This window comes from Planctobacterium sp. AWH2_060, from assembly GCF_056158425.1.
The window spans coordinates 4,734,338-4,756,483 of the sequence record NZ_JBSWTG010000001.1 but is presented as its reverse complement, the minus strand read 5'-3'; the positions used below and the strand labels follow the sequence as shown (position 1 = coordinate 4,756,483).

Below are 22,146 nucleotides of genomic sequence, written 5' to 3'. Positions count from 1 at the left end.
GTTTTAACCTTAGGTTCGGTTAGTGTCTTTCAGCCGGTAACTCGTGCATGCGCCCTTCGCTTAAGGCGTATACGCGATCAGCGGTTTTGATGGTTTCCGGCCGATGGGCAATAATTACTCTGGTCATGTTCAGTTGCTTGATATGAGCGTTAATTCGGGATTCGTTGTCTACATCCAGATGACTGGTGGCCTCATCCATAAACAGGATTTTGGGATGGCGATAAAAAGCTCTGGCTAACAATATCCGCTGTTTCTGGCCACCACTGAGACTGGCTCCCATATCGCCTACCAGAGTGTTGTATTGCATGGCGGTTTGCATAACTTCTTCGTGAATACAGGCCAATTGCGCGCATAACACCACCTTTTCGTAATCAATCTGCGATTCAAAACAGGCGATGTTATCCGCAATAGAGCCGCTGAGTAGTTGATCGTCCTGCAACACCCCAGAAATTTGCTGGCGATAATCGGGCCATTGAGATATCGGCTTGCCGTCCACTTCTATGCTGCCTCCGGTTGGTTGGCTCAGTCCCATCAGGCAGCGCAATAAGGTACTTTTGCCGCTGCCACTGGCACCTACAATGGCCACCGTCTCGCCCGCTTCTACCTGCATGTTGATGGACTGCAAAATGGGCGTTTCCAGTTCGCTGTAGCTGTAACTCAGATCGGTAACCATTAAATGCCCCTGTAACGAGCTTTCAGCAACCCCCGGGGCAAGATCAGTTTCTGCAAGTGAACAGGCGGGATCTTTATCGCTGTAAACCACATCGGCCAGACGCTCGAAATGCAAATCCAGCATCTTAAACTCAATCGCTTTACTGATAAGGGTATCCATAGCGCCGATAAAGCGATTCTTGTAACTCATAAAGGCATACAACATGCCCACCGACATCAAATTGCCCATCACTGCGGTGGCGGCAAAATAGATGATCAGAATATTTTCCAGGCCGAACAGTATTTTGTTGGCAGTATCAAAACCGATTTGCCATTTGCTAATGCGGATGCCTTTATTGATAGATTCCGCCAGATAGTTTTGCCACTGGTTTTGACGGTCTGATTCCTTGTCGAACAGTTTAATCGTCTGAATGGCCCTGACCGACTCCATAAAATGCGAGTTTTCTTTTGCTGTAGCGACAATATGCTCTTCTGATAAACGGCGCACCGGACGATACAACAACACCCTGAGCAACGCGTAAAGTGTGACTACAGCCAATACAATAAATGTCAGTTTCGGGTCATAAACAAACATCACCACTAGCGTGATCAGTGCCATCACGCCATCAATAAACACCGACACTATGCCATTGGTCATTAATTCCCGGATATTATTGAGGGAGCCAAATCGGGATATCACATCTCCCATATGGCGCTTGATAAAGTAGTCCATGGGCAAGCGGATCAAGTGGTGGAACACATTGGCGCTCATTTGCATGTTAAGTCGATTAGATAAGTTGAGCACCACAACTTGCCGCAGTAACGATGTACCGGCTTCGATCAGCAGCAATAAACCAAAACCGATAGCCAGTACGCTGAGCAAATTGGTGTCGGAACGCATCAGTACATCATCCACAACCGTTTGCATATAGTAAGGACTTACTATTGCGAATACCTGCAATAGCAGGCTAAGTAATATTAACAGGCCCAGGCTGCGCTTCAGGCCGTTGATATTTGACCAAAACTGCTCAAAGCGCAGTTTGTTTTTTTCTACACCTGGGGTAAATTGCGAAGAAGGTAGTAACTCCAAAGCCACTCCGGTAAAACACTGGCTGACTTCATCCAGAAACAGGTGCCTTTCCCCTACCCCGGGATCGTGGATCACCACCTTATTGCCCTGCACCTGTTTTAACACCACAAAATGTTTCATTTCCCAATGCAAAATACAGGGAGTTTGCAATTGCGACAGGTGCTCTATTTCCAGTTTTAACGCCCGGCTGGTCAGATTCATGTGCCCTGCAATGGCCATGATTTGCTTTAAGGTAGCTCCTTGAGCAGAAATCGAGTATTTCCGACGCAGGGTAGTCAGGTCAGTTTCCAGACCGTGAAAACCGGCCACCATGGCCAGACACGCCAGGCCGCATTCTGCCGCTTCGGTTTGTAAAATCATGGGCAGGCGCTTAGCGCCGCCAAAATTTAACAGTGATTCTGGCCGGGTATTAAAATTCAGGGCTTGAGTCGTCATCATAATCTCCCTTTGATGCTATACAGCGGCTCTAACAACCACTCAATCAGAGTGCGATCAGCTAACTGAATATCTGCGGTGAGGGTCATACCAGGTTTTAATACCAATTTCTGCCCAAATGCCTGTACCCAGTTCTTGTCTAGCGCCGCCAGAACAATAAACACCGGTTCCCGCACCTCTACCGCAGTATCGTTAATTTCGTCAGGCAATATTGCCGCTTTAGATATTTCCAGAACGGTGCCGCTGTGCAGCCCGAACTTTTGATAGGGAAAGGCGTCATAGCGCATTTCGATATTCTGTCCCGGTTGCAAAAAACCCGCTGCACGTACCGGTACTAACAACCTCGCCTGAATGGTGGAATCAGCAGGTACGATTGTCAGCAGTGGCATATTGGTTTTGGTGTATTGCCCCTGGTTAACCTGAATATTAGATACAAAGCCACTCTGGGTAGCCTTGATGATATGTGCCCGCTGTCCGTGTAACTGAGCAATATTCTTAGCCACGTCACTAAGCTGAGTTTGGATTTGCGCCAGACTATTTTGTTCTTCCTGAGGATAAATGCGCAGCTCAGATTCCAGTGAGCGACGACTGTTCTGTTGATTTAATAACTGGCGCTTCAGCCCGGCAATATCACTTTGTAAAGATAACTCTTCTGCCAATACTGTGCTGTAATCGTACTTAGAGATATGCCCTCGACGCCTCACCTCATGACTGCTTTCAAGGCGCTCCTTAACCAGTTTATGGCGTTGCTGCATCAATGCCAGTTGATGCTCCAGTTGCAAAATTTCCTGGTCTATAGAAGCTATTTTTGCTTTGGCATCCTGCATTCGATGGAAATAGATTTGCGAATTGCGGGTCATCTGCTGGGTCAATGCCGCTTTTTGTTTCTGGTACTCTGTGAGCAATTGCTCCTCCAGACTGCTGCCATCCTGCAACACCCTGTCACCATTAACCAGAATCAGTGCTTGTCCCTGTTCTACGTAGTCACCGTCTTTCACCAAGATGCGTTTAATCTTGCCACTGGCAGACTCAGCAAAAACTCGTATCACCCCCTTCTCTGGCTCTAGCCAGCCCTGAACCGTTTCTTTGCGTGCGTATTCACTGTGAAATAGCCAAACCATAATCGCCAACACCCACAGAGTTATCGCAAGGGCAATCACGGATAATTTGATGGAAGGCACAACCAATACGTTTCCATGTAATCGGTGCTTCTGACCTTCCAGTGCTTCCTTGCGGAACAAACTTCCTTTCATGTTCTCCATCCAAATTGCAAATGCGTTTAAGCACAACAGCTTGTGCCTCGGTTGAACTAATCCTGGCGCAATGCACACAATCGCACTTTAAATTGTGAGATGAACAATAGTAAAAATGGGAAAAGTTCAGAGGAAAAGTTAATGAACAATGGTCAGTAAAGGCCACGTTGCCCTTCAGGCTCGCTGCCGGGTATCCTCCAATAAGGAGAGAAATTCACCGGGCGGTAAGGGTTTGTAAAAGTAATAACCCTGAAAACATCGGCAACCTTTGCTCTGTAAAAAGCGAAACTGTCCCTCGGTTTCGACGCCTTCAGCAATGGTTTCCAGTTCCAGGCTTTCAGCTAAATTAATAATGGTGGAGCATATTTTCTGCCCCTCGGAGGAGTTGGCACTTTCTTCAACAAAAGAACGATCAATTTTAAGAATATCTAAAGGCAGGTTTTTCAGGTAACTCAACGAAGAATAACCGGTGCCAAAGTCATCAATAGCCACTTTAATATCTAACTGTTTTAATGACCGAAGCACCTCAGAGCAACCTTGTGTATCCGTTAAAAATACACCTTCGGTGACTTCTATTTCCAGTAATTCACCACTGATTTCATATTCTTTTATCAATCGCGTAATCAAGGGCAACAGATTACCGGAAACCAAATGTTTACCGGACAAATTAATAGCAACCGGTAACAAGGTTTTGCCTTGCTTTCGCCATTCACTGAGTTGCTGGAACACCATCTGAAAAACCATTTCTTCCAGTTGGATTATGATATCTTGTTGTTCTGCTATGGGGATAAATGTGGCTGGGCTAACGGGCCCCTTATCAGGTATATACCAGCGCAACAACGCTTCAGCACCCACAACTCGCTGTTGCATATTCACTTTGGGCTGATACAAAATATGAAATTGCTCTGGATAATTTAGCGCACTGCGCAATGCCTGTCCGAAGAAAAATTGCTCTGAAGCACTTTCCGCCATTTCGGGTATGAACACTTTGCAATTATCTCTGCCCGCTTCTTTGGCGTAATACATTGCAATATCTGCATGTTGGATCAAGGCTTCGGCAGATTCCGGTGAAGTATTATTAAGTGCGACCCCAATGCTGGTAAGGATCTTAAGTTCTTTATCCTGTAACTTCACTGGTTTGCGCATAATCGTAAGTATTTTATCGGCAATACTCTCCACAGTTGACGGACTACTAATACCCGTCATCATCACTACAAATTCATCTCCGCCCCACCTGGCTACAATATCAGAATCTCTGGTGACCTCTGTAAGCCGTGAAGCCACTTCTTTGAGTAAATGATCGCCAGCTTTATGGCCCAAGGTGTCATTGATTTGTTTGAAGCGATCCAAATCTAAAAAGAATAATGCCAAATCCGGGCCAGCGGCATTGTCACCTTCCAGATGTTGTTGCAGGGCGTCCATCAAATAGGTTCGGTTGTACAGGCCAGTAAGAGGGTCGGTAAATGCCAATTGCTGTAATCTGTCCTGCATACGAGTTTGGCGGGTAATATCACGCACATGAAGTGTGTATTCACTTTCGTTTAATAGTCCAAGTGAAGCGCTGGTAATGGTAATTTCCGCAGGAAACATCTCACCGGTTACACGGCGCAATGCAATGCGATTACGACGATTTAGTAATAAGCCTTCAGGCTCCGAAAATTTGTGAGCAAGGCTATCTTCAACCCGGGCCTGAGTATCGTCTAAGACGAATAACTGCACAAAACTTTTGCCCACAACCTGACTTTTAATTTGTCCGAAGGTTCTTTCAGCCGCTGGGTTAAATTCAATAACATGGCCTTTCAGGTCGATAGTGATAATACAGTCCATCGAAGCATCTAAAATGGCACTTTTGCGTTTCTCACTGGAACGAAAGTTCTCAATGGCGTTATCACGCTTGGCCATTTCCGTTTGAACGCGATTAATAACCCGGTTGTATTGTCGGGCAATTTGGCCCACTTCGGTAAACGGCTCCTCTTCCACTGACTGTTCAAACTGGCCTTGCTTTTCCTGAGTTTGCATTTCGCTTAACAAGTCAATTAGCTCCGTAGACGCTTTGTGCTCACTGATATTCATGCCCAGATATTCTTGTTCAACTGATACCCGAAGTGGAACAATCCGATTGATGATTTTTAAGAACAGTAAACTGGTAGAAAAACAAAACAATCCAATGCTAATTATTCCCAAACATTGAATCCACAATTGTTGCCAGAAACCCAGACCAGTAGCCAGCAGCGTAGAGTCCCCAAAAAAGGCCACGGACAGGGTACCCCATATCCCGGCAATAAGGTGCGCCGGCACCACACTTAAGGCATCATCCAGCTTTAAACGGTCCATCAGCAGCGCACCAAAATACAATAAAACACCGCCCATAGCGCCAATCAGCGCCGCCTGTGCCACGGATACAGCATGGGCCGAAGCGGTAATAGAAACTAATCCCGCAATGACCCCGTTGAGAATGTAAGTTACATCTACGAATTTGTGACGCCACATGAAAATAGAGGCAGATGCCACCCCGCCCCAGGCGGCCGCAAGACAGGTGTTAAGTAGCACCCCAGGTACACTTTCATTGAAGATCAGTGTGGAACCACCATTAAACCCAAACCATCCCAGCCAAATCAGGATGGTACCCAACACGGACAAAGGCAGGTTACTACCCACCGGGATTTTTTTACCGCTATCAAAGCGACCTATCCTGGGGCCAATCACAATAACCGCTGCCAGGGCAATCCAACCGCCCACAGAATGTACAATTGTGGAACCGGCAAAATCAACAAACCCCAGTTTCTGCAACCAGCCCAGATTTTCTTCGTTAAACGCCGATGCCCATGCCCAATGCCCCACGACAGGATAAATAAAACAACATAAAATGAGCGTGACCAAAATATAGCCACGATAAGACATACGTTCAGCCACGGCACCCGATAAAAGTGTTGCCGCCGTGCCACAAAACATCAACTGAAATAAGAAGAAGCTCATTTGCCAGGCTGAGCTATGCGCACCAAAAAGAAGCTCAGTGGTACCCACAATGCCCCATAATGAGTCACCGAACATCAAACCAAAACCAAATAACCAAAATACCACTGAGGCAACAATGAGGTCAGAGAGGTTCTTGGCAGCGACGTTGATGCTGTTCTTGCTACGTATTTTCCCGGTTTCCAGGCATAAAAAGCCTGCCTGCATCAAAAACACCAGCATTGCACTGGCAATCAGCCAAAAAAAATCCATGGGTGATTCCTGTGTTGCTTTTTTGAGAATCTAAACAACAGCAAGAAGTGAGCCGAAACAAACTTCACGACTATTTATGATTTAATTAAAAAAGCCGGGCATTGCCCGGCTTTGGTTTCTAGTTAAAGTTTTAACTTTTAAAATCTGTAGGCAAAGCCCGCTTTAATCTGGTAAAGCGATGAATCACCAACGATTGATTCGGCCACTGTTGAACCCTCATCAACAGTATTCGGGAAACTGACCTGCTCTTGAATACCCCAATCATCTCGTAAGAAGTTGGTCAGGTTATCCACCACCAGATAAATTTCACCACTATGACCATCTGCAAACGCTGGAAGCTCCTGAGTGACTCGCATATCGACTTTAGTCCACCAGCTACCTTTTTGGTCATTACGTTGGCTACCCGGTCTCAACACGATTGACTGGAAATCCAGATAAGGAGTGAATCCATAAGGATCAATAGTACCGTCGTAAGTAATACTGTACGGCTGACCAGAGTTAGAGGAACCATACAATGAGAAACGTGTCTCTAATCCATCAAACAGCTCTGTTGTATAGTTCAATACCGCAGTAAAACGATGTTTAATGTTATAATTCGATAACGAAGAAACTTGCTCTTGCGGATCAAAGAACGCGCGGCTTGTATAATTAGAAAACGCTACTGAACTGGTCATTGGTTGCACATCTTTGGCATTGCTATAGGCATATCCAAAGCGCCAATCCAAACCGTTATCATATTGCTTTGATAGTGAAGTAGAGAAAGACGTTGATGTACTGCTGACATCAGAATTGGTCAGGACAAACGAAGGTTCTCTGACGCTATCGTAGATTGGATAACCATCTTCATTGGTACCTGTTTGTTCAATATCACCGCGTAATACGATGGCAGCATCTTGAGTGCGAGTAACTAATAAATCAACGGTACCCACATAGTCACCTGGGAAGATATGGGTTGCGCCTAAAGCAAACTTCCACTCAGAGGGTAGTTCAAAGTCTGGGTCCAAGTAGTTGATTTCAAAATTATCACCTACACCATTAGCAACCGCATCATAAAGTTCTTGTGGAATACCATAACCTGGGCCATTTGGCACACCGTCTTCTACTGCAACATAAACAACATCATCATCAAACAATGAGCGTGAACCGTCGGTATAACCGAATGAACGACCACGCTGACCGAACTGTAATACGTTGTTTGCAGAGAAGTTGTTAGATAACCAAACGTTCGGATTACCACCGGAATATAGACCTAAACCACCGCGTAAGGTTGTATCGTCACTAAGCGTGTATGTGAAACCTACACGCGGTTGAATTAAACCTTCACCATCCAGATTAGTGGAATTAGAGAAGCCATAATCCGCAACAAAATCAGGGTTTTCTAATGGCGCATCACTAGTAGTGTACCAGTCATAACGCAAACCCACTTTTAGGATAAGGTCATAAATCGGCTCAAATTCGTCCTGGACGTAAATAGCGTTAGCTCTATAGCCCCACTCCGCAGCAGCATCCTCTACGTTATTAGAAGGCGCATTGTTGTAGTAGATCGCGTCTGCAAAACCATTGCGGAAGTTTTCAATACCATCAAAACGAATTTCTGTTTCAGAGTGCTGCACAAACAAGTTGAATACTTCTAACTTTTTAGACTCAATACCAAAAGATAAGGCATGACCGTTGTCAAAGTAATAATTACCTTTGAAGATAAAGTCAGATTGATCGTAGCTCAATTTATTCGCCTGGCGGCTATCATCACCACCGATATAAACATCAACATCGCCAACTTCGATACGCATTTCACCAAAATCGGTACCACCAACACTGATTTGACGATTATCCAACTCAAGATAACCCAAGCGCAACTCAGTACTGAATTGATCCGTCCAGTCAGAATACACTGACAGCACATAAGAATTTAGCTCAGCACCGCGCTCATACAAATGGTTTTCAAATTCAAACTCATTAATATCCCCATCAGATTCTGTATAGTTATTACCATCGTTGTAGTTATAGGTAAAAGATGCACGATGATCGGAGTTGATGTTCCAGTCCAGTTTCACCATCAACTTTTCATCAAAGTTATCAATACTGGAAGGAATTGCACCAGGATCGTAGTTATAAATATTTTTCGCGATATCGACGATTTCGTCTAACTGCGCCTGAGTAATGTCAACTGGATCTACGGCATTCGAATCAGAAGGACCACGATCAAATCTGTTGGCTCCGTCCTCTTCTTCATAGGCTACATAAGCGAACAACTTATCTTTGATAAGAGGAAAGCCTACGTCAAAACCAAAGTTCTTTGTGGTGAATTCACCAGGATTTCTGTCTTCTGCTCTTAATGAATCACCGGTTAAAGAGTCACTTGTGTACTCATAAAACAATCCACCATGAATTTCGTTAGAACCGGACTTGGTTACGGCGTTAATGTTACAGGCGGTAAAACCACCGTATTGCACATCAAACGGAGCCAGTTCTACTGCCACCTGTTCAATGGAGTCAAATGGGAAAGGGACGCGCTCAGTTGGGTAACCGTTACCATTCAGACCAAACGAGTCGTTCATTTGGACACCGTCAAGGGTCAGGCTGTTAAAACGCGGGTTTTTACCGCCACAGCGAATCGAATTTTGGGTACCTCGAGATTCATCTACATAAATTCGAGGATCGATTCTAATGATATCGGAAATATTACGGTTAATGGCAGGGGCATTTTGTAGTTCCTTCAATCCAAAATTGGCTGAAGGGCCAAATTCACCACCTGCCAGTGAAGATACTGCAGAGCCAGTAACGACGATACTTTCTACCGCTTGCTCAGCTTCCAGAGCAATGTCAAATACCGAAGGTTCACCCAAGTTAAGATAAACGTCATTGATGGTGGAATCTTCAAGAGTATCACTGTCCACTTCAATCGTATAAGGACCACCAACACGCAGGCCTCGCGCACTGAACTGACCGGCGCTGTTAACAGTTGCTGTACGCACTGTACCTGAAGGAATATGGGTGATAGTAACGGTTGCCCCTGTCGCTGCATTTCCTGCAGGTCCGACGACATTACCACGAACACTGGAAGAGGTTTCCTGGGCAACTGCCACAGAAGAAATTCCACCAGCAAGCGCAACCGCCAAAGCGACTTTACTCAACTTAGTATTTTTAAACATTGTGTTTTCCTGGTTTAAAGTGTGTAGATAAATTGATGGCTAAAGCCAATTCTTATTCATATTGCACGATTAATAATAGTACGATATCTGTAACAATTGAATAATTTTTCATCGACAGTAAGAGGTTAGCCTCTTTCCGCGCCTGACATCAAACAGTACTATCCTGGCTCAAAACTGTCTGAGTGGTCAAGAAATCGGCCCAAGCTTATAGCGAATAAATGACAAGAATATTGCGAATGCAGTAAAAAGAGCGGTGTGCCGGAAAAAAATCAAAAAAAACCGGGTTAAAAAACCCGGTTTTTGTATTTGCTTGCGCAAAGCTACAACTTAGAAAGTATAACGAACACCTACTTTAATACGCCAGGTAGAATCTTCAACATTAAAACGGCTGAAGTTACTGGTGTTAGTACCGCCAAAGCGTTCCTGATAAACGTATTGGCCCTGGTCATTCAGGTCCCAATCCATCAGGATTTGTTGCGGGTACTGCATGTCGTAGTGCTTACCCCAGTCGTCGTTTAACAGGTTGGCGAAGTTATCAATATTCAGATAAACCGTGGCTTTGTGACCTTCCATAAAGCCAGGAACTTCCTGATTAATGGACAAATCCATAGTGGTAACCCAAGGTTGTCTACCGGAATATTTAGGTACATAACCTCCGGCATAACCGGCAACACCAGCCTGAGAGGCAATAGCCATGATCTCGTCATAGCTCAGGCCAGCATCAAAATCAAAGTTGGCATCAGATGCACTGCCTGGTAGATATGGAATATAAATATCACTATCGTCGAACTCACCTTGATCACCAAAGTGCGCATCGCGGTATGAACCTAAGGTCCAGGCAAACGGTTCGCCTGAACGACGCTCAAAGAACAGGTTGAAGGTAGTTGCATAACCTTCAAAAAACTCTTTCTCATAAGAAAGGTTCACAACCCATCTGTGCTCAATTTCGTAGTACGCTGTACCTTCTGTAGGAATATTACGGTTCTGAGTAACTTCATACTGGAAGTTAGATTCGGCAGTAGAACTGGTGCCAGGGTTAACTTCAGTAATGTTCTGGTTAGTATAAGAGGTGCTCAACGTAATACCGTTGTCCCACTCTTTAAATAAAGAGGTGCTCCAGATAATGCTTCGACCACCATCGCTGGCATTAGTTAACTGTAAGTCCCAGTTACCTTGCAGATCCGGATCGTCATATACAGAACCCCAGATAATACGACCGTCTGTTGCCGTACCCACCTGCTCACGAGACAAGTCTACCCAAAACGCAGAGTCTTTCTTGTCGACATAACTAAACTCTGTACTCCAGGCAAAATCATCGCCAACACCAGGAATATCGAAAGTCAGGTCTACCGCTAATTGGTAACGCCAGTCGTTAGGCAGTTCAAAGTCAGGATCGATAGTATTGGTACTACCTGCACCTGCAACCAGTGAATCCTGTACCGAACCTGGAATGGTGGTGAAATCCACATTGTCAGGGTTGGCAATCGCCTCATTGGTGGCACTGGAAGGTGCATTTACGTTTGTCACACCGTCACGTGTATAGGCATTGGCAATCCACACCAGAGGCGTACCACCAGTGTAGCGACCCACACCACCGCGAACCGTCATTTCTTCATTAACATCGTAAGTAAAGCCAATTCGAGGCAACAGAATATCTAAACCGTCCTGATTTTCAGTGTTCGGATAACCATATTGTGCCTGGAAGTTTTCATTAAGACGAGGCGCACCATCAACACCAATACGCTCATAACGCAAACCAGCCGTCAACATGAAACCGTCGAATAATTCTAAGTTGGCTTCACCGTAAGCAGCATATTTGTTGCTGTCTACGTCATACGCGATGTCGTTAATATTGCCGGTATAGGCGCTGGCATACTCTAATCTTGAAGGCGCTTTATTTTCAAAATCATCTAGTGAATCAAAAGACCAGGTACCAGCAGAGTCACGACCGTAAATGTTAAAGTTTGAAAGGTCTTCGTATTCCACACCAAAGCGATATTCAACGTCACCCGCCAGATATACCGCGTGCAGGCCGAATTTCAGCTCTTCATTTTCTAAACGGTTTGCATGGCGGTTTTCGTCCTGACCAGCAACGATTGACCCATTTTCAGTCTGAACATTGATCTCACCCCAGCCCACTGAAGTGTTAGAAGCCTGCTCATACTCTTTATAAGAGAAGCTGGCCTCGGTGGAGAATGCATCATTCCAGTCAGAGTATAGGTGACCGGTTAATAAAGTGGTTTCAGAAGCCTGGAACCAAAGACCTGAACCCATGTCCAGCGTAAAATCTGAATCCGTATAGTTACGCGCTGCAGTGTTATCCTGGTAACTATAGGTCAGGTCAGCACGGTGATCTTGCGTAATGTTCCAGTCTAATTTAACCAGGGTTTTCTTGTCCATGTCGTTAGGCGGAGTGCCACCCAATGAATCTGTCAGGCCGTAGACGTTAGACATAATGCCAATAAAACGGTCAACTTCTGTATTGGTTACACTGTGACCACTGCCAGCCAGATCGTTCAGGTCATATTCGAATAATACGCCTTCTTCCCACTCTTCATAAGAAGCAAAGAAAAACAGTTTGTCCTGAATAATCGGACCACCAACGGTAACACCAAAAGTAGTTTCATCCGTGTCTACCGGAATATCGACACCGGGATTACGCTCAGTGTCTTCCGCATCACCTGATTTAACGGTATCTTCATAAAAGAAACTACCGTGGAACTCATTGGTACCAGATTTAGTAACTACATTCACGTTACCACCGGAGAAGTTCGCAGCACGGGCATTGAACGGCGCGAAATCAACAGAGATCTGCTCTACCGCATCCAGTGAAATTGGTGGACGCTGTGCCGGATACCCATTGGAATTAAGACCAAAAGTATCACTAACACCCACACCATCTACCGTCAGAGAGTTAAACTTCGGGTTAGTACCTGCGATGCTTAACTCAGTTCCATCAGGTGATACAACCGCCAGAGGATTAAGACGTACGATATCTTTGATGTCACGGTTGAAAGTATTACCCTTCATGATTTGGTCTTCACCAAATACGCTGCTGCCACCGTTGTTAGAGAAAAAGTTGCGGGTACCGGTAACCGTAATAGTTTCCAAATCCTGCATTGCGTTCAGTTGTGTATCCAGGTTAAGTGGCTGGTTTAGCTCAAGGTAAACGTTTTCGATAACCTGACTTTCGAACTCTTTAGATACGATCATCACTGTGTATGGTCCACCAACACGTAAACCACGTGCGGTAAATGCTCCATCAGCGTTAACTTCAACTTCTTTCACTGTGCCAGAAGGCTGGTGAATCATAGTGATAGTAGTACCCACCGCAGGTGAGCCAGTTGGCCCCTCGATGACACCGCGAATAGAAGAAGACTGACCGGTATTAGCCATAGCTGCTGTAGACAGACCTACAGACATAGCTACAGCCAATGCGATACGGCTTAGTTTGGAACGTTGTAACATTGTGTTTTCCTGGTTTTATTTAAGTAGAGTTTATAAATTCTTACTATTTACATTTTGTTACCAGCGTGTTGTAAATAGTACGGTGCTGCGTTTCCTGACCCACCTTTTTCCTGTGGCGAGTTTGCGCTTAGCGAATAATACCGACGCAAAAAATACAGCTGACACAGCACCCTGTGATGACGTTATTCTCTCAATCAGGTAAAAAACAGGAAGACTTTAATGTCATTCATAATCTTTCGTTAATATATGTGTAATATCATGCACTTACCTATTATAAGTAAATTTACTGGTTGAAATAAGTAAGGTTAGCTGGTGAAATAGCGCCTGATTTTTGTGCACTCACTTTGACAAATGCGAAACTATCCTCTTTCCCTGACGAGTCTGATACTGATAACACTGGTGCTCGCCGGCTTAACATTTGAAATAAGCCGTAACGCTTTTCCGTTAAAAATTGAAGTTATCCCCACAGTTTTGTCTTTTCGTGACAATTGCTCAACGATTTCAGGCAAAAACAATGATGCTCTGGTATTAACTGTGCAAATTGAACAAATGGCCAAAGAACTGATGACATCACTGTGCAACAACAACACTGTGTCTAAACAGTTCGGCGAAGTTCGCGCCCATTGGATGCCAAATGAGCGAGAGATGCTGGATTTTGTAGGCAAGGGATTGGTGGACCTGGTTCTGATCAAAGATAACTTTATCCACGCCTTTAATTCGGATGAAGTTTATGGCTATGAAGAAATTGCCAGTTACAGCAAGTATGCGGCGTTTTTTATTGGCCTGCGGGAAAAGCCAATTCTCAATAAAGAATACTTGCTGGGAAAACGCATTGGTATTCTGGACTATGCCAGCAGCCGCTCCGGCCATATTGCTCCCATGACCTTATTTAAGGAACTTGACCTGGACGAGAATCAGGTGCAGTTGGTATACGGCAAATCCCATCAGCAGTTACGATGGTTCCTGGAAAATGGCTCCGTTGATATCATCTCTACCTATTGGTCAGATGCCGATGAAGAGCGATTTAACAGTGAATACCGCACCGCATTGGTTTCAGAAATCGAAGGCAGCAAATGGTATTTAAAAGAAGCCGATAAGAATACCGCACTAAAATGTGCAATTCAGGAAGAGCTAAGCAAGCTGGCTCAGCAAAACAAAGGCTATTACCGCCAACTTACCGTTACCGGCCCTTGTCCGACAGAGGGCGCAAACTGATATGAATATCCAGCTAATTAAAACCAACCCACTGGTGCAAAGTGCACTGCTTTTTGTGCTGCTTACCCTTGTCACCATTCAGGGCAACTCCCTGAGCCGTCAGCAACAAATTAACGACGCAGTATTATTGTTAAAAAACCGCGTATCTCTGGATGTGTTGGATCTTAATATCGCCAATGAACTCAGTGCCAAGGTAAAGGACAACATCACTGTGCGCCGCTATATGCACAACCTCAATGACTACCTGGACTCAGTAGAGTTTCCATTGAAAATTAAGCGCATTGCCAATTTTAGTTACGAAGGCCAGTTTAAACTTGACTCCACTGATGTGCGCCGCTTTGAATTAACCACCTCCAGAAACAGCATTGACGTCGAAGCCAGTGTAGTGGCGAAACGTTTTCAGGCCTGGACTATGTTGTTCCCGCCCTTTTTTACTCTGCTGTTTTATATGCTAAGTCAGGCCAATATCAAAAAGCGCAGTGTCATTGCCTCTCCGGTAAGCGATGAAAAGAAACAGCCGCCCATTATGGTGATCGATCTAAGAGATCGCAGTTTGTATATGGATCAGGATCCCGACACCAAAACCACGTTGGCAAATAAACCACTGTGCTTTTATGTCGCCATGCTGAAATACTGCTGTGAGCAGGAAGGCCCGCAACTTTATCACAATAAAAATTTACCGGAATCCTTTATTGAGCTGGCCAATAAATACTTTTATCGTTTGCTTGAGCTGGGTCATTCTCGTAGAAAACGCCCGGATTTTGACAGTAATATTGATAAAATGCTCAGTGAGATCCGCACCGCTCTGGATGAAATTCTCAGCAATTATCCTGACGTGAAATGCCAATATTACCCGCAAAAAGCCCAGGGAGAAGGTTCTCGCTCCAAGTTGCACAATTTTGCCTTACTCACCTTAGCAAAAGAGCATTTTAAGCTAATTGGCGATTAATTCGACCAAATGGTCAAGTTTTAGTTGATATTTTGCATTTATTTGCGTTAAATCAATCATGACTGCTGGCATTTTTTCACTTCGCTGGTAGTCTTGACTAAAACTGTCCTGTTTATCAATTATGAGTCTTGAAACTAAGGTGATCGCGATATCCGGCGGCTCCGGCTCAGGAAAATCCCTGTTCACCGACAAAATTAAACACTACTTTAAAGAAAATGGCGCTGACATTCAGGTGATCAGAGAAGATAACTATTATCGTTGTCAGGATCATTTGGAAATGGAAGAGCGTGTTAAAACCAATTATGACCATCCGCAAGCGTTTGAGCACGAGTTATTAGTTTCACACCTTGAGCAATTAAAAGCAGGCAAGGCCATTGAGTGCCCTGAATACTGCTATAAAACCCACACCCGCCTGAAAGAAACCCGCACTGTACACCCGGCACAGGTTATCGTAGTTGAAGGCATAATGCTTTTAGCCAGCCCGGAACTGATCCCTTTATTTGATGTAAAAGTGTTTATTGATACGCCGCTGGATATCTGTCTGTTGCGTCGTATTAAACGGGATTTGTTAGAGCGAGACAGAAGTCTGGAGTCCATCAGCAAACAATATCAGAAAACCGTTAAACCCATGTATCACCAGTTTATTGCACCCAGCCGTTTTATCGCTGACGTGGTGGTGACACAAGGCGGAAAAAATGAGATAGCGCTGGATGTGATAAAGTCCCATATAAAACAAATATTACAATAAAGGAACATCATGATTAGTATCTTGGGAATCATTGCTTTACTGGGAGCAGCCTGGCTGCTCTCCTACGACCGTAAGGCCATCAACTGGCGCACCGTAGGCGGCGCATTTGCTATCCAGGCCAGCGTTGGATTATTAGTATTGTATTTTCCTCCTGGCAAACAGTTTTTACTCTGGATTGCAGGGGGAGTTTCCCGGGTACTGGAATACAGCCAGGCCGGAATTGACTTTCTGTTTGGCCCAATAGGCGATAAGTCATTGGGCTTTGTATTCGCCTTCAATGTCTTACCGGTAATCGTGTTCTTCTCTGCCCTGATCAGCGTTTTATACCACCTGGGTGTAATGACCATCATCATTCGCGCTATCGGTGGCTTTTTGCAAAAAGTTTTACACACCAGTAAACCTGAATCCATGAACGCTGCAGCAAACATTTTTGTGGGTCAAACCGAAGCACCACTTGTTGTAAAACCCTTTATCCCTAATATGACCCGCTCTGAGCTGTTTGCTCTGATGGTGGGCGGCATGGCGTCTATCGCAGGGTCCGTAATGGCGGGCTATGCCGGAATGGGCGTCGAAATCAAGTACCTGGTGGCAGCATCCTTTATGGCTGCCCCTGGTGGTCTGCTCATGGCAAAAATGGTATTGCCTGAATCCGGTGCCCCCAAAGACGAACTTGAACAACTTAACCCCCAAATGGAAGAGAATACCAACATCTTTGACGCTGCTGCACAAGGTGCCGCTTCAGGTCTGAAGATTGCTGCCAATGTAGGCGCTATGTTGTTGGCCTTTATCGCTTTAATTGCGCTGTTAAACGGGTTGATTGGTGGTATTGGCGGTTGGTTTGGTATGCCTGAGCTAAGTTTCCAGATGATTCTGGGTTATCTGTTCCAGCCTTTGGCCTGGTTACTTGGTGTACCCTGGCATGAAGCCAATTTAGCGGGCAGCTTTATTGGTCAAAAGCTGGTAGTTAACGAGTTTGTTGCCTATCTGGACTTTATCACTCACCGTGAAAACCTCAGTGCTGAAACACAGGCCATAGTTACATTTGCCCTGTGTGGCTTTGCCAACTTTTCTTCTATCGCCATTTTAATGGGTGGAATTGGTGCGATGGCTCCAAACAGACGCAAAGATTTGGCGTCGTTAGGTTTAAGAGCTGTTATCGCTGCCAGTTTTGCCAACCTGATGAGTGCCGCACTAGCCGGTTTCTTCATCTCCATCTCTTAACACTTTACGGAGGCAACTATGCAATTAGTAGCAATCGACTACCAGGCAGAAAACGCTGCCGAGTTGTTTACCCGTTCACTACGCGAAACAGGTTTTGGTGTACTTAAAAACCACCCTATCCAGCAATCTGCGGTAGAGTCTATCTACAAGAACTGGCAAACCTTCTTCGATAGCGAGCAGAAACACGATTACGTATACAACAGAGATACCCAGGATGGTTTTTTCCCCGCCAGCGTATCTGAAGTAGCGAAAGGCTTTAAAGCGAAAGATATCAAAGAGTATTTTCACTTTTATCCCTGGGGCCAATGTCCTGAACACTTAAGAGCTGAACTGGCCAATTACTACAAAATGGCCAACGACCTGGCCAAAGAACTATTGAGCTGGGTTGAGCAATACTCACCCGAGGATGTTGCCGCTAAATATCACCAGCCGCTATCCAGCATGATTGATGGCAGCGAACAAACGCTATTGCGCGTGTTGCACTATCCGCCGATTCAGGGTGACGAAGAGCCCGATGCGATTCGCGCGGCCGCCCACGAAGACATTAACCTGTTAACTATTCTGCCTTCGGCAAACGAACCGGGCCTGCAAGTTAAGGCCAAAGACGGTAGTTGGATGGATGTGCCCTGTGACTTTGGTACGCTGATCGTTAACATCGGAGACATGTTGCAGGAGGCTTCAGGTCATTACTACCCGTCCACCAGTCACAGAGTAGTTAACCCTGAGGGTCAGGATCAGTCTCGTTCCAGAATATCACTGCCTCTGTTCTTGCATCCTAAACCAGAAGTAGTGCTTTCTGACCGCTATACAGCCGATAGCTACCTGAAAGAACGCCTCAGAGAGTTAGGTGTAATCTAAGGCATTTTTCTGAATTGCGGCAAAAGTAATTTTACGCATTAATAAGAAAGTTTGAATTGGCGAATAAGCTTTGCTTTATTCGCCATTTTTTTGCCTGTTTGTTATGTTCTCAACGATACCCAAATGGAACATAACATGAAGAAAACACTCGCATTACTTGCATTATTGGCAACTGCCAATGCCATGGCCGATAAACCCAAACTGGTGCTGCAAATCACCGTAGATCAGTTAAGGGGAGACTTGTTATTCCGCTATCAGGATAATTTCCTAAGCAGTGAAAATGAAAAGGGATTCAAGCGCTTTTTAGACGACGGCACCCTGTTCACCAACGCACACTATCGTCACGCGGCAACGCTTACCGCAGTAGGTCACGCCACCCTAGCCACAGGTGCTATTCCATCTCAGCACGGATTAATTGGTAACAACTGGTTTGATGTGGCTTCGCAATCCGATATGTATTGTGTCGCCGACAAGAGCACACTGCTATTAAATGGCGAAGGCCACAGTGCCTCCCCAAAGAACCTGATGGCTTCTACCTTTTCTGATGAGTTGCACTTTGCCACCAATGGCAAGGCCAAAATCTATTCGGTATCGGTGAAAGATCGCGGTGCAGTGCTTACCGGTGGTCACTTCGGCAAGTCTTTCTGGATGGATAAAAATACCGGTAACTTTGTCACCAGTTCCTATTATTACGACACGCTACCGCAGTGGACGGCCAGTTTTAACAGTTCCGGCATGAAGGATCACTACCTGGGTAAACAGTGGGATCTGTCTAAGCCAGAGGCGTTATACGTCAATTCCGCAGCCAACCAGCTGTTCCAGATCCCGCCAAAAGGATTTAACCGGGGCTTCCCTCATCAATTGCCAGACATAGCAGATAAAAACTACTACAAGGCGCTTAATTACACTCCTTATGCCGACGAGTTAACCGCCAATTTCGCCAAACACATCGCAGTGCAAGAACAACTGGGTAAAGATGATATTACCGACTTTCTGGCCATCAGTTTTTCTTTAAACGATTACATTGGCCACAACTATGGGCCCTACAGCCGCGAAGCAGAAGATGGCTTGTATTTGCTAGATAAAACCCTGGCGGATTTATTTAACTTTCTGGATAAAGAGATTGGCCTTGAGCATGTACTGGTGGCCTTCTCAGCAGATCACGGTGTTGACGCCATTCCCGAATACAAAAAATCATTGGGATTCTCAGGTTTGCGCGGTGATGTCTCCAATAAATTCAAAGCCTATGTAAAGAACTACGCAGAAGACAACAAGATCGAAGGTGAATTGCTTTCTTTCGTCAGATTGCCAAACATCTATTTAAATCACGACACCATTAATGCAGCAAAACTGGACCTAAATAAGGTATTGCAAGACTTTAGCAAAGAACTGCAAACCTACGATGAAATTGCTGCGGTTTACAACAATATTGAACTGGCCAAGGGAACGCCTAAAAATGACCCCATATCACAAAAGGTCAGCAACAACTTTGTGCAACAGCGCTCTGGTGATTTAATTGTGGTGCAGAACACTTCCACCATGACCGGAAGTTATTCTGCAGCAACTCACGGCTCGCCCTATAAATATGACACCCATGTTCCGGTTTACTTTACTGGCTGGAAAGTCCCCGCGCAGCGCGTCACCCGTTTGGCGTCTCCGGAAGACCTGGCAGTGACTTTGTCAGCAACCCTGGATATCGGTTACCCGGACAAATCCACTGGTAATGTGCTACCTGAAATAGCAGATTTGCAATAATCTGAGCGATAGTTTCAACGGCCAGGCGCTCTCCTGGCCTTTTTCATTCTCAGGTATATTCCAGCAACTTGCACAAGACAAACAGTCAACACTATACTTTCAGGCAGTACTTTCTGACCGAGACATTTTTTGCTGAAGTTATTTACCTATAGTCTGGCTCTGCTTCCCCTGTTGGGACATGCCCAACAAACTGCCCCCAGTTCAGCGACATGCCCTCAACAATGGTTTGATATTCAGCTTCCACCGGGCAGCAAAACATGTCGAATTTTTGGCGTCAAAAAACCATCAACTCTGAGTTTTTACATTAATTCACCCACCCAATCCGTGGCAGAATCCTTAAAGGTGCAACTCAATACAGAGCAAATGACTGAGCAAGGAAAGTATCTGACAATTCACAGCGCAGACAAGCAATATCGCGCCTACATCTTTGCGGACGGGGCCGGGACACAGGTGAACCTGATTTATAATTAAGACGCATTGCATCGTCTCTAATAATTTCTTCAATGGCTTGCTAACTCTGGCACTGACCTTGCTTTCAGAGGTACCAGAAAAGCGTATTTCAGTTAGCAGGAGAAAATATGGAACTCGCAATCGTTTTATTTATGTTACTTATCGTTGTGACGGTGGGAGCTATCAAATTAAATGACGGTGGCCTCGCCTTTCCATTTACCCGAAAAACCAATTTATTTACCCCGGTTGAGCGCCAGTTTCTGGATCTGTTAGAAGCTTCTGTGGGTGATAAATACCGCATTATTTGTCGGGTTCGCCTGGTGGACATCCTGGCGGTACGTCCCAAAACCGAAAAGAAAACCCTGCGCACAGCAATGCAACGCGCCGCAGGACATCATCTGGACTTTGTGCTTTGTGACAAAGAAGACCTGTCGCCGGTAATTGCCGTTGACCTGGTTCATCAGAAGAACAAGAAAGATGGCTACAAGACTCAGCGTGACTGGTTCTTAAGTGGTGCGCTTGACGCTGCACGTATTCCTCATTTGCGCATTAAAGTAAAAGGCGGTTACAAACCTGCAGACATTCGCGCTTGCATTAATGCCAAGCTGGCCCCTATTAAATATAAAGAGCCGAAAAAGCCGCTGGTAGCCGGAACAAATAACCCAGATCGCAAAGCCACCTTTACGCGTCCTATTGCGGCCTGATTGCACAATTACTTCATCGACCTCTGGTCACCCCTTAATTGCCAGACTTTGTCTGGCATTTTTTTATTTACGACTGTTTTTTAGGTGAGCCTGTCGTTAAACTGTCTGACCATGGTGGTTGCATTTGGCGACAGCGTCGGAATAAATTCCGACCTACGGGTGGCTGAATTAAGCATCGGCGTCGGAATAAATTCCGACCTACAGATATGATTGACGTGTCGGAATGCGTTCCGACCAACAGGCAGGATTTATAAATAACTATGAAAATTGGTATTTTAGGCGCAATGGATCAGGAAATTGCACTGTTAAAACAACACATGCAATTAAAAGAAACCTTCCATTTTGCACACCTTGAATATTACGTCGGCACCATCAATGATGTCGAAGTGGTACTGGTAAAATGCGGCATCGGTAAAGTCGCTGCATCGGTTTCCACTACAGTTATGATAGACAAATTTGCACCGGACTTTGTGGTCAACACTGGCTCTGCCGGTGGCTTTGACACCCAGCTCGATATTGGCGATGTGGTTATTGCTACCGGGGTACAACACCACGACGTTGACGTAACCCACTTCGGTTATAAGCGGGGTCAGGTTTACGGCATGCCAGATATCTATCCTTGTGATGTCAGAATGGTGGACGCAGCCGTAAACGCTGCCAACAATATTACCTGTACTAAAATCAAAAGAGGTTTGGTTTGTACTGGCGATTCATTTATTGGCTGTGACGATGCAGTTACTCGACTCAGAAGTTTGTTCCCGGATATGTCTGCTGTAGAAATGGAAGGTGCAGCGATTGGGCAAACCTGTTTTATGCTGGATACACCATTTTTAGTGATTCGTTCACTTTCAGATATCGCAGGCAAAGAATCTTCAATATCCTTTTCTGAATATCTTGAACAAGCCGGGAAAAACTCAGCAGAACTGGTTATGGCCATGATTCAGGAGTTGGCGAGATATCAAGGTTAAGGGC

The 22,146-nt window shown here is 45.2% G+C and carries 14 protein-coding genes; 9 read left to right on the top strand and 5 right to left on the bottom strand.

The features are described from left to right. Positions 1-19 precede the first annotated feature (19 nt). From ACXAD8_RS20440 to ACXAD8_RS20420, 5 genes are all read right to left on the bottom strand, one after another. Positions 20-2,179: a peptidase domain-containing ABC transporter gene (locus ACXAD8_RS20440; protein ID WP_475231949.1), complete on the bottom strand. Its 2,160-nt coding sequence runs from the start codon at positions 2,177-2,179 to the stop codon at positions 20-22. Beyond that, complete coding sequence (locus tag ACXAD8_RS20435) at positions 2,176-3,429, bottom strand: HlyD family secretion protein (RefSeq protein ID WP_475231947.1); 1,254 nt, start codon at positions 3,427-3,429, stop codon at positions 2,176-2,178. The genes ACXAD8_RS20440 and ACXAD8_RS20435 overlap by 4 nt, the downstream gene beginning before the upstream one ends. A gap of 174 nt (positions 3,430-3,603) precedes the next feature. After that, on the bottom strand, positions 3,604-6,654 hold the full coding sequence (gene amt / locus ACXAD8_RS20430) for an ammonium transporter (protein ID WP_475231945.1): 3,051 nt from the start codon (positions 6,652-6,654) through the stop codon (positions 3,604-3,606). A gap of 137 nt (positions 6,655-6,791) precedes the next feature. Then, a complete protein-coding gene (locus ACXAD8_RS20425; RefSeq protein WP_475231943.1) occupies positions 6,792-9,806 on the bottom strand; it encodes a TonB-dependent receptor in 3,015 nt (1,004 codons plus the stop codon). Positions 9,807-10,133: 327 nt separating this feature from the next. Continuing rightward, entirely contained in the window at positions 10,134-13,274 is a 3,141-nt protein-coding gene (locus tag ACXAD8_RS20420; RefSeq protein WP_475231941.1) for a TonB-dependent receptor, read from the bottom strand. 534 nt (positions 13,275-13,808) lie between these two features. On the opposite strand from ACXAD8_RS20420, the gene ACXAD8_RS20415 reads away from it, so the two are divergent. The 9 genes from ACXAD8_RS20415 to ACXAD8_RS20375 all read left to right on the top strand — a co-directional run bounded on the left by ACXAD8_RS20415 (position 13,809) and on the right by ACXAD8_RS20375 (position 22,142). Further along, positions 13,809-14,489 (top strand): hypothetical protein, encoded by a 681-nt coding sequence (locus ACXAD8_RS20415; RefSeq protein WP_475231939.1) that lies wholly within the window; start codon positions 13,809-13,811, stop codon positions 14,487-14,489. A 1-nt stretch (position 14,490) separates the two neighbouring features. Then, positions 14,491-15,438: a hypothetical protein gene (locus ACXAD8_RS20410; RefSeq protein WP_475231937.1), complete on the top strand. Its 948-nt coding sequence runs from the start codon at positions 14,491-14,493 to the stop codon at positions 15,436-15,438. Positions 15,439-15,559: 121 nt separating this feature from the next. Next, positions 15,560-16,186 carry a uridine kinase gene (gene udk, locus ACXAD8_RS20405; protein WP_475231935.1) on the top strand — a complete coding sequence of 209 codons (627 nt, stop codon included), beginning with the start codon at positions 15,560-15,562 and terminating at the stop codon, positions 16,184-16,186. Positions 16,187-16,195: 9 nt separating this feature from the next. Continuing rightward, entirely contained in the window at positions 16,196-17,407 is a 1,212-nt protein-coding gene (locus ACXAD8_RS20400) for a NupC/NupG family nucleoside CNT transporter (RefSeq protein WP_475231933.1), read from the top strand. Between the two features lie 18 nt (positions 17,408-17,425). Next, positions 17,426-18,265: an isopenicillin N synthase family dioxygenase gene (locus ACXAD8_RS20395; RefSeq protein WP_475231931.1), complete on the top strand. Its 840-nt coding sequence runs from the start codon at positions 17,426-17,428 to the stop codon at positions 18,263-18,265. A gap of 135 nt (positions 18,266-18,400) precedes the next feature. Continuing rightward, positions 18,401-20,020 (top strand): alkaline phosphatase family protein, encoded by a 1,620-nt coding sequence (locus tag ACXAD8_RS20390; RefSeq protein ID WP_475231929.1) that lies wholly within the window; start codon positions 18,401-18,403, stop codon positions 20,018-20,020. 129 nt (positions 20,021-20,149) lie between these two features. Next, the gene (locus tag ACXAD8_RS20385; protein ID WP_475231927.1) at positions 20,150-20,491 is read left to right on the top strand and encodes a hypothetical protein; all 342 of its coding nucleotides are present in this window, start codon (positions 20,150-20,152) and stop codon (positions 20,489-20,491) included. A 107-nt stretch (positions 20,492-20,598) separates the two neighbouring features. Next, on the top strand, positions 20,599-21,174 hold the full coding sequence (locus ACXAD8_RS20380) for a DUF2726 domain-containing protein (protein ID WP_475231925.1): 576 nt from the start codon (positions 20,599-20,601) through the stop codon (positions 21,172-21,174). 260 nt (positions 21,175-21,434) lie between these two features. After that, complete coding sequence (locus ACXAD8_RS20375; protein ID WP_475231923.1) at positions 21,435-22,142, top strand: 5'-methylthioadenosine/adenosylhomocysteine nucleosidase; 708 nt, start codon at positions 21,435-21,437, stop codon at positions 22,140-22,142. Positions 22,143-22,146: the final 4 nt, after the last annotated feature.

Bases quoted from the DNA above. Each gene is read 5' to 3' on its own strand.
- ACXAD8_RS20440 (WP_475231949.1), bottom strand. From the start codon at position 2,179: ATGATGACGACTCAAGCCCTGAATTTTAATACCCGGCCAGAATCACTG.
- ACXAD8_RS20435 (WP_475231947.1), bottom strand. From the start codon at position 3,429: ATGAAAGGAAGTTTGTTCCGCAAGGAAGCACTGGAAGGTCAGAAGCAC.
- amt (WP_475231945.1), bottom strand. From the start codon at position 6,654: ATGGATTTTTTTTGGCTGATTGCCAGTGCAATGCTGGTGTTTTTGATG.
- ACXAD8_RS20425 (WP_475231943.1), bottom strand. From the start codon at position 9,806: ATGTTTAAAAATACTAAGTTGAGTAAAGTCGCTTTGGCGGTTGCGCTT.
- ACXAD8_RS20420 (WP_475231941.1), bottom strand. From the start codon at position 13,274: ATGTTACAACGTTCCAAACTAAGCCGTATCGCATTGGCTGTAGCTATG.
- ACXAD8_RS20410 (WP_475231937.1), top strand. From the start codon at position 14,491: ATGAATATCCAGCTAATTAAAACCAACCCACTGGTGCAAAGTGCACTG.
- udk (WP_475231935.1), top strand. From the start codon at position 15,560: ATGAGTCTTGAAACTAAGGTGATCGCGATATCCGGCGGCTCCGGCTCA.
- ACXAD8_RS20400 (WP_475231933.1), top strand. From the start codon at position 16,196: ATGATTAGTATCTTGGGAATCATTGCTTTACTGGGAGCAGCCTGGCTG.
- ACXAD8_RS20395 (WP_475231931.1), top strand. From the start codon at position 17,426: ATGCAATTAGTAGCAATCGACTACCAGGCAGAAAACGCTGCCGAGTTG.
- ACXAD8_RS20390 (WP_475231929.1), top strand. From the start codon at position 18,401: ATGAAGAAAACACTCGCATTACTTGCATTATTGGCAACTGCCAATGCC.
- ACXAD8_RS20380 (WP_475231925.1), top strand. From the start codon at position 20,599: ATGGAACTCGCAATCGTTTTATTTATGTTACTTATCGTTGTGACGGTG.
- ACXAD8_RS20375 (WP_475231923.1), top strand. From the start codon at position 21,435: ATGAAAATTGGTATTTTAGGCGCAATGGATCAGGAAATTGCACTGTTA.